11 protein-coding genes are annotated in these 13664 nt (G+C 56.9%); 6 read left to right on the forward strand and 5 right to left on the reverse strand.

The window, feature by feature from the left end; translation table 11 throughout:
• The first annotated feature begins 5 nt into the window (after nucleotides 1-5).
• Entirely contained in the window at nucleotides 6-1037 is a 1032-nt protein-coding gene (locus G516_RS0106765) for an ABC transporter ATP-binding protein (protein ID WP_028293007.1), read from the forward strand.
• 239 nt (nucleotides 1038-1276) lie between these two features.
• Here the strand turns inward: G516_RS0106765 and gpt are convergent, their stop codons facing one another.
• From gpt to G516_RS0106790, 5 genes are all read right to left on the reverse strand, one after another.
• Nucleotides 1277-1777: a xanthine phosphoribosyltransferase gene (gene gpt / locus G516_RS0106770; protein WP_028293008.1), complete on the reverse strand. Its 501-nt coding sequence runs from the start codon at nucleotides 1775-1777 to the stop codon at nucleotides 1277-1279.
• 169 nt (nucleotides 1778-1946) lie between these two features.
• Nucleotides 1947-3320: an 8-oxoguanine deaminase gene (locus G516_RS0106775; RefSeq protein WP_036535054.1), complete on the reverse strand. Its 1374-nt coding sequence runs from the start codon at nucleotides 3318-3320 to the stop codon at nucleotides 1947-1949.
• A gap of 556 nt (nucleotides 3321-3876) precedes the next feature.
• Nucleotides 3877-4803, reverse strand: a complete 927-nt coding sequence (locus tag G516_RS0106780; protein ID WP_028293010.1) for an ABC transporter permease — start codon at nucleotides 4801-4803, stop codon at nucleotides 3877-3879.
• A 6-nt stretch (nucleotides 4804-4809) separates the two neighbouring features.
• The gene (locus tag G516_RS21405) at nucleotides 4810-5940 is read right to left on the reverse strand and encodes an ABC transporter permease (protein WP_211225075.1); all 1131 of its coding nucleotides are present in this window, start codon (nucleotides 5938-5940) and stop codon (nucleotides 4810-4812) included.
• Entirely contained in the window at nucleotides 5940-7625 is a 1686-nt protein-coding gene (locus G516_RS0106790) for an ABC transporter ATP-binding protein (protein ID WP_084644917.1), read from the reverse strand. The genes G516_RS21405 and G516_RS0106790 overlap by 1 nt, the downstream gene beginning before the upstream one ends.
• A 187-nt stretch (nucleotides 7626-7812) precedes the next feature.
• Here G516_RS0106790 and xdhA point away from each other — a divergent pair, with 187 nt between their 5' ends.
• The 5 genes from xdhA to uraH are packed head-to-tail and all read left to right on the forward strand — an operon-like array spanning nucleotide 7813 to nucleotide 13663.
• Nucleotides 7813-9363, forward strand: coding sequence for a xanthine dehydrogenase small subunit (gene xdhA, locus G516_RS0106800; RefSeq protein ID WP_028293012.1), 1551 nt, complete (start codon nucleotides 7813-7815; stop codon nucleotides 9361-9363).
• Nucleotides 9356-11842, forward strand: coding sequence for a xanthine dehydrogenase molybdopterin binding subunit (gene xdhB / locus G516_RS21410; RefSeq protein ID WP_084644918.1), 2487 nt, complete (start codon nucleotides 9356-9358; stop codon nucleotides 11840-11842). Before xdhA ends, xdhB begins: the two co-directional genes overlap by 8 nt.
• Nucleotides 11839-12777 carry a xanthine dehydrogenase accessory protein XdhC gene (xdhC, locus tag G516_RS21415; RefSeq protein WP_051219026.1) on the forward strand — a complete coding sequence of 313 codons (939 nt, stop codon included), beginning with the start codon at nucleotides 11839-11841 and terminating at the stop codon, nucleotides 12775-12777. Before xdhB ends, xdhC begins: the two co-directional genes overlap by 4 nt.
• Nucleotides 12774-13277 carry a 2-oxo-4-hydroxy-4-carboxy-5-ureidoimidazoline decarboxylase gene (uraD, locus tag G516_RS0106815; RefSeq protein WP_028293013.1) on the forward strand — a complete coding sequence of 168 codons (504 nt, stop codon included), beginning with the start codon at nucleotides 12774-12776 and terminating at the stop codon, nucleotides 13275-13277. Before xdhC ends, uraD begins: the two co-directional genes overlap by 4 nt.
• Nucleotides 13278-13303: 26 nt before the next feature.
• Nucleotides 13304-13663 (forward strand): hydroxyisourate hydrolase, encoded by a 360-nt coding sequence (gene uraH, locus G516_RS24950; protein ID WP_028293014.1) that lies wholly within the window; start codon nucleotides 13304-13306, stop codon nucleotides 13661-13663.
• Nucleotide 13664 lies beyond the last annotated feature (1 nt).

The following is a 13664-nucleotide window of genomic DNA, read 5'->3' on the forward strand; positions in this document are numbered from 1 at the left end:
CAGCCATGCTGAACGTATCCAACCTCTGTATTAACTACGGCAACCACCGGGTGGTGGATGGCGTGGACTTCACCTTGGGTGATGACGAAATTCTGATGCTGGTTGGTCCTACCGGCTGCGGTAAAACCACCATTCTGCAAGCGCTGGCGGGGCTGATTCCGGTCAGCGACGGCAGCATCAGCGTTGGTAACTGGACGGCGTCATCCACCAAAATGGTGCCGCCGGAAAAGCGTAACGTCGGCATGATGTTTCAGGACTTCGCCCTGTTCCCGCACCTGACCGTGCTGGAAAACGTCAGCTTCCGCCAGAAAGACATTAGCCTCGCCAAACATTGGCTGGAGCTGCTGGGACTGTCGCAATTCTGCGACGTCAAACCAACCCAGCTGTCGGGTGGCCAAAAACAACGTGTGGCACTGGCGCGTACCCTGGCGCATCAGCCGTCTTATGTACTGCTGGATGAACCGCTGTCGAACCTCGACGCCGCACTGAAAGACACCCTGCGTTGGGACATCCGTCAGGCCTTGAAAGAAGCCGCCGTACCGGCCATCTGGGTTACCCACGACCAGCACGAAGCGCTGTCGATTGGCGATCGGGTTGGCATCCTCAAAGCCGGTAAAGTGCAGCAAATGGCCTCGCCTGAAGAATGCTTCAGCCAACCGGCCAACCGCTTTATTGCAGGCTTCCTCGGCGAAGCTGCCTTCCTGCCTGCTACCCTGACAGGCAATCAGGCCACCACCGAACTTGGCCCCGTGCTGGTACAACCGCACGGCAGCGTCAAAGACGGCGGCAACATCGACGTCCTGATACGCCCGGACGACCTGGTGATCAACCACAGTGGCGCTGCGCCGGCTAATGCCAACGTTAAGTGGTCCCGCTTTGAAGGCGGCAGCCGCCTGCTGGCCGCCGAACTACACGGCAGCCAACGGGAACTGCGAATTCGGGTGAACCACGAAAACAGCGTCAAACCTGGCGCTCAGGTGAGTTTGGCGATTGACAGCTCCGACCCGTTGGCAGTGTTTACCGAAGGGGCCGAGTAGACTTATTCCTGGCATCTGAACTGTAGCAGCAGGCTTGCCTGCGAATCAGCTATGCCTGTGTGGGAGGTAGCTTGCTACCGATTGAATTGATGGGCGCAAGCGCACCATCCTATGCAGCTTTGCCATTGAGCTATCACAGAGATGTTAAATGCCCACACAACCGTAGGAGCTGGCTTGCCTGCGAATGGGCTTTGCCGATTGGATAGGGTGGGCACTGGTGCCCACCTCACACCTGATTGTTACCGACGCTCAGCCAACGGTGTTGAGAAGGTGTACTCCATATCCCACGGGAAGCGAATCCAGGTGTCCTGGCTGACTTCGGTGATAAAGGTATCCACCAGACCAACGCCTGCTGGCTTGGCATAAATCGTTGCCAGGTGAGCCTTCGGCAGCATGTCGCGCACATAGCGGGCGGTTTTGCCGGTATCGACCAGATCGTCGATCAGCAGCATGCCTTCGCCATCACCTTCCACACCTTTTAACAACTCAATCTCACCCTGTTTGTTCTGGGTCGAATCGTCGTCGCTGGATGGCTTGTAGCTGGTGACACAAATGGTGTCGATCAGGCGGATGTTCAGCTCGCGGGCGAGAATGGCTGCGGGTACCAGACCACCACGGGTGATCACAATCATGCCTTTCCATGGGCCTTTGTCGAGCAGGCGCAGTGACAGCGCGCGGGCGTTACGGTGCAGTTCTTCCCAGCTGACGGGGTAGTCCATGGAGTAGGTGAGGTTAGACATGAGGGGCCTGTTTAAGCAAAAAGTTGACCAAGTGGTCACTTTATTCAATCGGAGCCTGTGGATCAAGTAGCAAGGAAGCGGAATACTGACCCGAACGAGCAATGCTGACGAATGATGCGAATGTGTCTGTCGTTGAAGTGGCGGGCGCCGCCCGCCACTGGCTCAAGCTTTAAACTTTGGCAGCCAATTGCTCGGCGGCTTGCTGATGTTCAGCCCGCAGCTTGCGGATATCCACACCCAACACTTCGCCGTTTTGTACTTTCCATTCGCCGGCCACCATCACATGGTCGGCGGTATGAGCGCCACACAACAGCAGCGCCGCCAATGGATCGTGACTGCCAGAGAAGCGCAGCTCGTCCAGATTAAACAGCGCCAGATCCGCTTGTTTGCCCACTTCCAGCGTGCCGATATCCGCTCGGCCCAGCACTTTGGCTGAGCCTTGTGTGGCCCAGCGGATGGCATCCTGATGGGTGACGTTGGACGAACCGTATTTCAGCCGCTGCAGGTACATGGCCTGGCGGGCTTCCTGAATCAGGTTCGAGCAGTCGTTAGAGGCGGAGCCATCGACGCCAATGCCCACCGGGCTACCGGCGGCTTCGAGGTCTTTCACCGGACAGATACCGGAAGCCAGCATCATGTTGGAGCTTGGGCAGTGGCAGATGCCCACGCCTGCTTTACCCAACCGCTGGATTTCGGATTCATCAAAATGAATGCCGTGGGCCAGCCAGGTGCGGTTATGCAGCCAGTTAACGCTTTCCAGATAATCCACTGTACGCAGGCCGAACATCTTTTCGCAGAAGGCTTCTTCGTCGAGGGTTTCGGCCAAATGCGTATGCAGTCGCACATTGTGTTTCTGCGCCAGTTCGGCACTGGCGATCATGATGTCGCGGGTTACTGAAAAGGGTGAACAGGGTGCCAGCGCAATCTGCACCATCGAGCCTTCAGAGGCATCATGATAACGGCCGATCAGGCGCTCGCTGTCGGCCATAATGGCGTCTTCGGTTTGCACCACATGCTGCGGTGGCAGGCCGCCGTCGTCCTGTCCCAGACTCATGGAGCCTCGGGTTAGAGTGACACGGATACCGACTTCCTGCGCTGCTTGCACCTGTACATCGATAGCGTCGGTCAGCGTCTGCGGGAACAGGTAGTGATGGTCGGCCGCGGTGGTGCAACCGGACAGCAGCAGTTCTGTTAACGCCAGCTTGGTGGCCTGATGCAGCATCTGCGGTTCCAGCCCGGCCCATACCGGATACAACGTTTGCAGCCACGGGAATAGCTCTTTGTTCAGCGCGGCGGGCAGGGCACGGGTCAGGGTCTGATAGAAGTGGTGATGGGTGTTGATCAAACCGGGGATCAGCACCAGTTTGCTGGCATCGAATTTCTGGTCGTAATTACTGGTGGGTTCACAGCCCGCTGCGACCAGTTCAATGATCTTGCCGTTCTGGATCACCAGACCGCCAGCAGCGCTGTTATCAGAGTCTGCTTCGGTGTTGGTTTGGATCGCCAGTGGGTTGGCGATCCACAAAGTGTTTGGGTTAGACATATATTTCGGCCTTGTCAGGTGGTGCTGGGCTTTGGGTACTGAGAGTTGCTGTTTTCAAAGGTACTGCGGCACCAGATGAATCCGACCTACGGTTTATTCGGATGGATCAGGCAGGTTGGGTAAAACCTCACCGTTGGATCGCGCGTCAGGAACGCGCTGGGCCAACCTGCGGTGGTTCAAACGGGAAACAACCTTTGCCTCTTGGGGAGAACTTCTCTCCCCGGCGGCTGGCCACCCCCTCTGCTTTGCGCTTCCGATTCGCGATTCAATATTTTCTGCATGCTCTCTCGTACACGCGAAGATTCAACCTCCCTGTTTCAACTTCGCTAACCAGCCATCCATGGCTGGTTGTCCGGTTCGCTCTTTGAAAATATCGGCTCATCTTGATGCGCGATTCTCGAATACGCAAAACCGAGCGCGGCTACGGCGGTATTTTGTAGGAGGGAATTCATTCCCGAAAATCTATCGGGAATAAGACTACGCGTCCCGATTTCTCCTACACCAGGATGCTGGTGCGCTGTGCGCACCCTACAGTCAGGATTCCCGACGCCCGAGCTCAGCTCTTGGCATAAAACGGTTTGCCGAGCGACACTGGTGCTACCAGTCGGTTACGGCTCTGGTTGCTGGACAGCACCACCAGTACCAGAATCGTTGCCAGATACGGTAGGATCGCCAGCAGGTTGGGTGATACCGAGAAGCCAAGCCCTTGGAATACCAGATGCAGAATGGAGGCAAGGCCAAACAGCCAGGCACCTAGTAGCACCCGTTCGGCTTTCCAGCTGGCGAATACCACCAGAGCCAGTGCAATCCAGCCGCGACCGGCGCTCATGTTTTCTACCCACAGCGGGGTGTAGGCCAGCGACAGGTAACCACCGGCCAGACCGGCCATGGCACCACCAAAGACAATCGCCAGATAGCGGGTTTTGAACACTGGCAAACCAATGGCGTTGGCTGAGTGAGGATTCTCGCCGACGGCTTTCAGAATCAGCCCCGGACGGGAGTGGTTGATAAACCAATAAACGCCGCCAAACAGTGCAAACGACAGGTACACAATCAGGTCCTGACCAAACAGCATTCGGCCAATGATGGGCAGGTCGGTGAGTACCGGAATATAAATCGGGTCGAGGCCTTCAACCGGCTTGCCGACGTATCCGGCGCCAATAAAGGCCGACAGGCCGGTGCCAAAAATGGTCAGCGCAAGACCGGTAGCCACCTGATTGGCGCTCAGTTCCATGGTGATAAAACCAAAGATCAGCGACATCAGAATGCCCGCCAGAATGGCGACAAAAAAGCCCAGTGCCAGGCTGCCGGTGGTGAGGGTGACAATAAAACCCACCACGGCGCCCATCAGCATCATGCCTTCCTGACCGAGGTTGAGCACGCCGCTCTTTTCGCAAATCAGTTCGCCCAGCGCGACGATCAACAGCGGGGTGCCGGTGCGCACCATGGCATACAGAACGTTGGTAATCAGATCGATATCCATGGCGACTTATCCCTGTGCTGAGGTGTTTGTAGTGGAGAGTGGTTGCGCCGGTGCCGTGCTGCTGCCTTGAGCACCGGGTGTGTTGCTGATCCAGCGCAGACGGAAGCCAATCAGAACGTCACAGGCCAGCAGGTAAAACAGCAACAGACCCTGGAACAGGCTGGTCAGCGCCAGCGGCAGGCCCAGTTCGATCTGTGCCATTTCACCGCCCATGTACAACAGCGCCATCAGGAAAGTGGCCAGCACAATGCCGACCGGATGCAGACGACCAAGGAAGGCCACGATAATGGCGGCGTAACCGTAGCCCGGTGAAATGCTTGGAATCAGCTGGCCAATCGGCCCGGTGACTTCACTAACGCCCGCCAGACCGGCCAGACCACCGCTCAGCAGCAGGGCAAAAAATGCCAGTCGCTTTTCCTTGAAACCGGACAGCCTTGCGGCACTGGCATCCAGACCCATCACGCGAATCTGAAAGCCCATAAAGGCGCGGCTCATCAGTACCCAAACCGCCACTACGGCCAGTAGCGCCAGCGCCAGACCAAAGTGCACGCGGGTGTCTTCAATCAAGATTGGCATCAGCGAGGAATCACCAAACATGGCGGATTCCGGGAAGTTGTAGCCGTCCGGATCTTTCATTGGCCCGTGCACTGCCCACAGCAGAATATTCAGGGCGATGTAGTTCATCATGATGGTGGTGAGGATTTCGTTAGTGTTGAATTTCACCTTCAGCAGCGCCGCGATACCGGCCCAGAACAAGCCGCCAATCACACCGGCCACCAGTACCACAGGCAGCACCCACAGACCTTCCACGTCGATCAGTTGCAGCGCCATAAAGCTGCCAAACAGGCCGCCCATCAGCAGCTGACCTTCGGCACCGATGTTCCAGATCTGGGCTTTGAACACCACGGAAAGCCCCACCGCACAGAGCAGAATCGGGGTGGCTTTAACGGCCAGTTCGGTCCAGCCATAGACGTCAGAAATTGGCGTATACAGCAGTGTTACCAGTGCGTGCCATGGGTCAATGCCCAGCAGACTGAACAGAATCACGCCGGTCAGCATGGTCAGCAGAATCGCCAGTACCGGCGACAGGTAGGCCATCAGGCGGGAGCGTTCGCCACGAGGTTCGAGTTTGATCATCAGAGGGTGCTCCCTTCGGTTGCTGCGGCGGCGCCAGTGGATTCGTCAGCGGCAGAGAAATCACCGGCCATCATGCGGCCCAGTGCTTCAATGGATGATTGCGGGGTCGGGGTTAAAGGCGACAGCTGGCCATCACAAATAGCGCCGATGCGGTCGGAAATCAGGAACAGTTCGTCGATATCCTCCGACACCACCAGAATCGCCGCGCCCTGATCACGTAGCTCGATCAGGGCCTTGTGAATGGCAGTGGCAGCACCGATGTCGACCCCCCAGGTCGGGTGGGCGGCGATCAGCAGTTTCGGGTTCTGCATGATCTCGCGACCGATGATGAATTTCTGCAGGTTACCGCCCGAGAGGCTGTCAGCCTGAGCGTGGCGGCCGGCGGTTTTCACCTTGTAATCACGGATGATCTGGTCGGCGAATTCTTCGGTTTTCTTCCAACACACTAACCCCTTTTGAACCAGCCTTTTTCCTCCAACCTTGGTCAGGAAGCCGGTCAACAGGGCATTTTCGGTGAGGCTCATTTCCGGTACTGCGCCACGGCCCAAACGCTCTTCCGGTACAAACGCCAGCCCTTGTTCGCGGCGCTTTTCCGGGGTCAGTCTGGCGACATCGACGCTGTTAAACACAATGCTGCCAGCCGGACTCAAATGTTCGCCGCTGAGGCTGGCCAGCAGTTCTTCCTGACCGTTACCGGCGACGCCGGCAATACCAACGATTTCACCGGCATTAACAGTCAGATTGAGGTTTTTCAGGTGCACGCCGAATGGATCGTCGCTGGGCAAATCCAGCTTGCTAACCTGCAGGGTCGGTTTGCTACCGAGGGTTTTTGGATAGGTGGTGCTGACCGGCGTGTCGTCACCGACCATCATTTTCGCCATGCTGGTGGTGTCTTGCTCGGCCGGGATGCAGGAACCGGACACCCGTCCAGCCCGCAATACCGTTGCCTTGTGACACAGGGCTTTTACTTCATGCAGCTTATGGCTGATAAACATGATGGAGCAGCCTTCGCTGGCCAACTGACGCAGGGTCACGAACAAGGTGTCGACTTCCTGTGGCGTCAGTACCGAGGTGGGCTCATCCAGAATCAGCAGCTTGATGTTCTGCACCAGACAACGAACGATTTCGACCCGCTGGCGCTCACCCACCGACAGGGTATGCACTTCGCGGTCTGGCTGAATCGCCATGCCGTATTTTTCCGATACCGTACGAATCTTCTCTGCCAGCTCGTCGAGGTCTTTGGCGTCGTCGCCCAGTGCCAGAGCGATGTTCTCGGTGACGGTGAGGGTGTCGAACAGCGAGAAATGCTGGAACACCATGCCAATGCCCATCTTACGGGCGTGGGCCGGGTCTTTTACATCCAGTGGCAAACCATCCCACAGCAGCTCACCCCGGTCGGGCTTTACCAAACCGTAGATGACTTTCATCAGGGTGCTTTTACCCGCACCGTTCTCGCCCAGAATCGCGTGGATTTCAGCGGGAGCAATGTCGATGTGGATGTCGTCGTTGGCCAAACAGCCGGGGTACTGCTTGGTGATGCCTCGCAGGCTCAGGCGCGGCGGTTGCGGGTGGGTTGGCACAGAAGCGTCCTCTCTGGTGTCGGTCCAGATTCGTTGTCGTTTTGGGTCGTCCCAGCTGCACAGCAAAAAGCTGGCCAATTGGTCAGAAACTTTTTTATCGATCATCCTGATTGGCTGGTATATTAAATGCAATACATGACCGATCGGTCAGGTTTTGCCGGGTCTCAGGACCTTTTACAGCGCATATTTGACGAAGCCCTTGGGAAAAAACGGAACAAAGAAAAATTCCCAATAAAAATCAAAAGCTTATGGATTGTTTGGTGATGCTACCGGGCAATTGGAGGACAACCGTGTGATTCGTTTTCTGCTGAATGACCAGATTCAGGAAATTGAAAAACTTGCTCCGGATTTGACCATTCTGGAATACCTGCGCACCGTCGAGGTGCAACGCGGCACCAAGGAAGGCTGTGCATCCGGCGACTGTGGTGCCTGTACTGTGGTCATCGCTGAACCTTCTAATGTTGAAGGAAAACTCAGCTATAAAAGCGCCAACAGCTGCATCACCTTTGTTGGCAGCTTGCATGGTAAACAGCTGATTACGGTTGAGCACCTGAAGCAGGGTCGCCAGCTGCACAATACCCAGCAGGCGATGGTCGATTGTCATGGTTCCCAGTGTGGATTCTGCACGCCGGGGTTTGTGATGTCGCTGTTTGCGTTGCAGAAGAATCAGTCTGCTGCGTCAGGTCAAGCGGTGCAGTCATTTGATCCTGCCAATCCGGTAAATCCAACTCAGCAACGTCACCAGATCGAACTGGCGTTAGGCGGAAATCTCTGTCGTTGTACCGGTTATCGGCCAATTATTGATGCGGCTGCCAATGTGTTGAGCGAAGCCCGCTCGGATTCGTTTGAAGGCGATCAATTCGACCAGCAGGAAACCAATACCTGGGAGCAGCTGATGGCGCTGCGTTCAGAAGATCCATCTTCCGGTTCGGTCAGTGAAGCTTCAGAAAGACACTCTTCAGAACGACATTTTTTCTCTCCCAAATCCATTAACGAATTAACCGGTCTGCTGGCGAAATATCCACAGGCGCGGCTGGTTGCAGGCGGCACGGATCTGGCGCTGGAATACACCCAGATGCTCAAACCGCTGGATGTGCTGGTGTACACAGGCTCAGTAGCAGAGATGAAGACCGTCTCTTTGAACGACGCGTCCCTGACCATTGGCGGTGCCGTGTCGCTGTCGGAAGCCATGCCGTATATCCAGCAAGTGTTGCCGGAATTTGCCAACATGATGGAGCGCTTTGCGGCGTTGCAGGTGCGTAATCAGGGCACCATGGCAGGCAACGTCGCCAATGCCTCGCCCATCGGCGATACCCCACCAGTGCTGCTGGCGCTGGACGCCTTGCTGCATGTGCATTCCGCCGAAGGGAAAACGGTTATCCCTGTGAATGGCTTCTTTACCGGCTACCGCCAGACCACCTTGCCAGCAGGCGGGGTGATTACGGAGATTGAAATTCCGCTCAATAAAACCGACTGGCATCGCCGGGTCTACAAGGTGTCAAAACGCCTCGAAGACGATATTTCTGCGGTGCTGGCGGCCGTTATGTTCAAGGTTGAAGACGGGCTGATCGTCGATGCCCGACTGGGCTTTGGCGGCGTGGCCGCAGTGCCGTTACGAGTGGAGTCTGCCGAACAGGCGCTGATTGGTCAGCCCGCCACCGTGGATGGCATCAAGGCGGCGCAGGCCGAGTTGGCCAATACCCTCAAGCCACTAACGGATGTTCGAGCCACGGCGGAATACCGGCTGCAACTGGTTCAGAATCTGCTGACCCGCGCCGTGCTGGAATATCAACAGCCGGAACAAGCCGTGACTGTCTCAAGCGAGGTATCCGCCCATGCGTAAGGTTGAATTGGCGTCTACCCAGAACAATGAACCGAACCCACAGGCGCTGGGTTCGGCAACCTCTCAGCAGGAGCGTGCCGGTGTCAGTCTGGTGACTGGTGCTGTTGGCAAGCCCTCAAAACACGAAAGCGCGGTGCAGCACGTTAGTGGCAGCGCCCGCTACGTTGATGACCTGATTGAACCGGCCAACGGCTTGTACGCCGCGGTGATTCGCAGCCCGATAGCCAAAGGTACTCTCAGCAAGCTCGATTTGAGTGCCGTCAAAGCCAGTCCGGGTGTGGTCACTGTGATGACCATCGACGAAGTGCCTGGTCATAAAGACATTGGCCCGGTGTTCCCCGGTGATCCGTTGATGACCTCCACCGAAGTGAAATTCTTCGGACAGGTGTTAGCTGTTGTGGCCGCCAGCACTGAAATGCAGGCACGCCGAGCGGCGCAGAAAGCCGTGATTGAATTTGACCCGTCGGCCGCTGGATACAACCAGCCACTGCTGGACCCTCGCAAAGCCGTGGCCAAAAACAGCCTGGTGCGACCCAGCCATTACATGACGCTTGGTGATGTCGATGCCGCCTTTGCGCAATCGGCACAGGTGCTGGAAGCCAAACAGCATGTCGGTGGTCAGGAGCACTTCTATCTGGAAGGGCAGGTGTCGCTGGCGATGCCAACCGAAGAAGGCGGCATGCTGGTGTATACCTCCAGCCAGCATCCCAGCGAAGTACAAAAGCTGGTGGCCGAAGTGCTGGATATTCCGCTCAATCGGGTGACGGTGGATATGCGCCGTATGGGTGGTGGCTTCGGTGGCAAGGAAAGTCAGGCGGCCCAGTGGGCCTGTTTGGCGGCGCTGCTGGCCGACAAAACCGGCCGGGCGGTGAAGCTGCGGTTGCCTCGTCAGGACGACATGATCATGACCGGCAAGCGCCATCCGTTTGCCAACCAGTACCGCATTGGCATCGACGCCGAAGGTCTGATTCAGGCGGCAGACATTGAAGTGATTGGCGACTGCGGTAACTCGCCGGATTTGTCCGACGCCATTGTCGATCGCGCCATGTTCCACGCCGACAACGCCTATTTCCTGCCTAACGCCCGTATTGCCGGTCATCGTGCCTTGACCAACACGGTATCGCACACGGCCTACCGTGGTTTTGGTGGCCCACAAGGCATGATGATTATCGAACGGGCAATGGACGATATTGCTCGCGCGGTGGGCAAGGACCCGCTCGACGTTCGTAAGCTCAACTTGTATGGCACAGATTCGGTTAACCCTGAGCGTTCGATGACGCCGTATCACCAGCAGGTCGAGTTCAATTACCTTCCGGAAATCATCGAACAGCTGGAAGACAGCAGTGACTATCGCGCTCGCCGCACGGCCATCCGTGAGTACAACAAAACCAGCCCTATCCTGAAAAAAGGCCTGGCGCTGACACCGATTAAATTCGGCATTTCTTTCACCTTGCAGCATCTGAATCAGGCCGGGGCGCTGATTCATATTTACACCGACGGTTCGATTCAGGTGAATCACGGCGGTACCGAAATGGGCCAGGGCTTACACACCAAGGTTGGCCAGATTGTGGCGCAGACCCTGGGTGTGAAACTGGAGTCCATTCAGGTCACCGCCACCCGCACCGACAAGGTGCCGAACACCTCGCCAACCGCGGCGTCCAGCGGCACCGACCTCAACGGCAAGGCCGCTCAGAACGCGGCACTGACGCTGAAACAGCGGCTGGTGGAGTTTCTCGTTGCTGAAAAATCGACAGCGGAAAACCCGCTGACGGCAGAATCCATCGTGATGGAAGACGGCATGGTGAGCTGGGGGTCTTCTGACGACTCAAACGAACCTGAAACAATGACCTTCGCCGAGCTGGTTCAGGCCGCGTACGTCGGCCGTATCTCGTTGTCATCAACCGGTTATTACCGCACTCCGAAAATCTGGTACGACCGCGATCAGGCCAAGGGCCGTCCGTTCTTCTACTTTGCTTTGGGCGCCGCGGTGTCTGAGGTGCTGGTGGATACCCTGACCGGCGAATACAAGGTCACTCGTGTGGATATCTTGCACGACGTTGGCCGCAGCATTAACCCGGCCATCGACCGTGGCCAGATCGAAGGCGGCTTTATCCAAGGCATGGGCTGGCTCACCACCGAAGAACTGGTGTGGCACGAAGACGGCCGTTTGCTGAGCAATAACCCGGCGACCTACAAGATTCCGGCCATTGGCGATACGCCGCCGGTGTTCAATGTTGAACTGTACGAACACGCCAACGACGAAGCCACGGTGTACAACTCCAAGGCCGTGGGTGAGCCGCCGTTTATGCTGGCCATTTCCGTTTGGTCGGCCCTGCGCGATGCCGTCAGCAGCCTGTCGGATTACACCATCAGCCCGGACCTTGATGCTCCGGCCACGCCAGAACGGGTGCTAAAAGCCGTGATGGATGTTCAGCGTCAGCTGGCGGAAACCAGCCTGAATCAGGAGGCTGAACTATGAAAATCTGGTCCGACTCATTGGCCGAATGCCAACGCAATGGTACGCCGCATGTACTGGTCACAGTGATCAGCACGGGGGGCTCTACCCCAAGGGCGTCCGGCACCAAGATGCTGGTGCTGGCTGACGATGTGATCGACACCATTGGCGGCGGCCAACTCGAATTTCAGGCGGTGCATCAGGCCCGTGAGCTGCTGATCGACCCAACCAAAAATCACCAAAACCAACAGCTGATCAAACAGGTGTTACTGGGTGCCGACGCTGGTCAGTGCTGCGGCGGTTACGCCACCTTGTTATTCGAAAGCTATCCCGCTCGTGCCGCCGAGTTGCTGGTGTTTGGAGCGGGCCATGTGGCCAAGGCGTTGATGACGATTCTGGGGCAGCTGCCGGTGGCGACACGCTGGATCGACAACCGCCCGAACATGTTTCCACCACAGGAGGCGTTGGCAGCTCATATCGACTGTGTGTTGGTGCAGGAGCCAGAGATTCCCGAGCAGCTGCTGGAACAGGCTCCGGCGGGTGCGCGGGTGCTGATTCTGACCCACGATCACGCGCTCGATTATCGTCTGGCCGAAACCGCGCTGAAGCTGAACAGGTTTGCTTCTGTCGGTGTAATCGGCTCCGACAACAAATCCAAACGCTTCCGTCACCGCCTGCAGGCCAATGGCATCAGCGAGGAACAGCTGGCGTCGATGCAATGTCCGGTGGGCTTAGCGGAGGTGGGCGGCAAGCTGCCGATGGAAGTGGCGGTATCGATTGCTGGCCAGCTGATTCATTTTTATCAGGCAGAGCAGCAACCATCCGCTCGTGGCTGTTCAAGAAACCACGGGGGAGTACCACTGCCAACACTCAAATCCCTGATGAAAAAAGACAAACTCGAACACGACGCGCTGCCCGGTTTACCGGATACCGCTACCACAAAGGCCACTGAATCATGACCCTCGAACAACTGAATCAATTATCCACAGCGGAAGCGACCACCGCCTTTATGCAATGTTGCGTGGCGGAACGCTGGGTTCAGGGAATGGTGGCGGCGCGGCCGTTTTCTTCTGTCGAACACCTGTATGATGCCGCCGACAAAATCTGGCAAGAACTGGAAGAAGCCGACTATCTGCAAGCCTTCGAAGGTCACCCAAAAATCGGCGATGTGACCTCGCTGAAGCAGAAATACGCCAGCACCAAACAGCTGGCCGCTGGTGAGCAGTCGAGCGTGAACCAGGCCTCCGATGACGTGATACAGGCGCTGGCGCAAGGTAACGCTGAATACGAACAACGTTACGGTTTTATTTTTATTGTCTGCGCCACTGGCAAAAGTGCCGCAGAGATGCTGGCGTTATTGAAAGCCCGTTTATTTAACGAGCGAACGTTGGAGCTGCAAAACGCTGCCGACGAACAAGCCAAAATCACTCATATCAGAATAGAAAAGCTGCTGGGCTGAGGCCCAACAGATAGCAGGAAAACACCATGATTAGCACACACGTACTCGATACCGCCAAAGGCGCACCTGGGGTTGGCATTCATGTCAGCCTCAGCATCCAGAGCAATACCAGCAGCGACGATAATGACGCCGCGCCGGTGTTCACACCGGTCGCCAGTGGCACCACCAACGACGATGGTCGCTTGCCCGACTGGCTGGATGGCAAGACCCTTAACCCGGGTACTTACCGCATTCACTTCGATCTGGAAGATTACCTGACCCAGAACCGTCAGCCGGTGTTTTATCCACACGCTGATATCGTGTTCGTGGTGGCCGACCCGGCCCAACATTTCCACATTCCTTTGCTGTTGAGTCCCTACGGCTACTCAACCTACCGAGGCTCCTGAT

It is taken from the genome of Oceanobacter kriegii DSM 6294 (assembly GCF_000422845.1).
Classification (GTDB): Bacteria; Pseudomonadota; Gammaproteobacteria; order Pseudomonadales; family Oceanobacteraceae; genus Oceanobacter; species Oceanobacter kriegii.

What these genes read in the sequence shown, in the direction of transcription:
- xdhC (WP_051219026.1), top strand. Translation starts at nt 11,839, where the DNA reads ATGAAAATCTGGTCCGACTCATTGGCCGAATGCCAACGCAATGGTACG.
- G516_RS0106780 (WP_028293010.1), bottom strand. Translation starts at nt 4,803, where the DNA reads ATGGATATCGATCTGATTACCAACGTTCTGTATGCCATGGTGCGCACC.
- G516_RS0106775 (WP_036535054.1), bottom strand. Translation starts at nt 3,320, where the DNA reads ATGTCTAACCCAAACACTTTGTGGATCGCCAACCCACTGGCGATCCAA.
- uraD (WP_028293013.1), top strand. Translation starts at nt 12,774, where the DNA reads ATGACCCTCGAACAACTGAATCAATTATCCACAGCGGAAGCGACCACC.
- G516_RS0106790 (WP_084644917.1), bottom strand. Translation starts at nt 7,625, where the DNA reads ATGATCGATAAAAAAGTTTCTGACCAATTGGCCAGCTTTTTGCTGTGC.
- G516_RS0106765 (WP_028293007.1), top strand. Translation starts at nt 6, where the DNA reads ATGCTGAACGTATCCAACCTCTGTATTAACTACGGCAACCACCGGGTG.
- G516_RS21405 (WP_211225075.1), bottom strand. Translation starts at nt 5,940, where the DNA reads ATGATCAAACTCGAACCTCGTGGCGAACGCTCCCGCCTGATGGCCTAC.
- xdhB (WP_084644918.1), top strand. Translation starts at nt 9,356, where the DNA reads ATGCGTAAGGTTGAATTGGCGTCTACCCAGAACAATGAACCGAACCCA.
- gpt (WP_028293008.1), bottom strand. Translation starts at nt 1,777, where the DNA reads ATGTCTAACCTCACCTACTCCATGGACTACCCCGTCAGCTGGGAAGAA.
- uraH (WP_028293014.1), top strand. Translation starts at nt 13,304, where the DNA reads ATGATTAGCACACACGTACTCGATACCGCCAAAGGCGCACCTGGGGTT.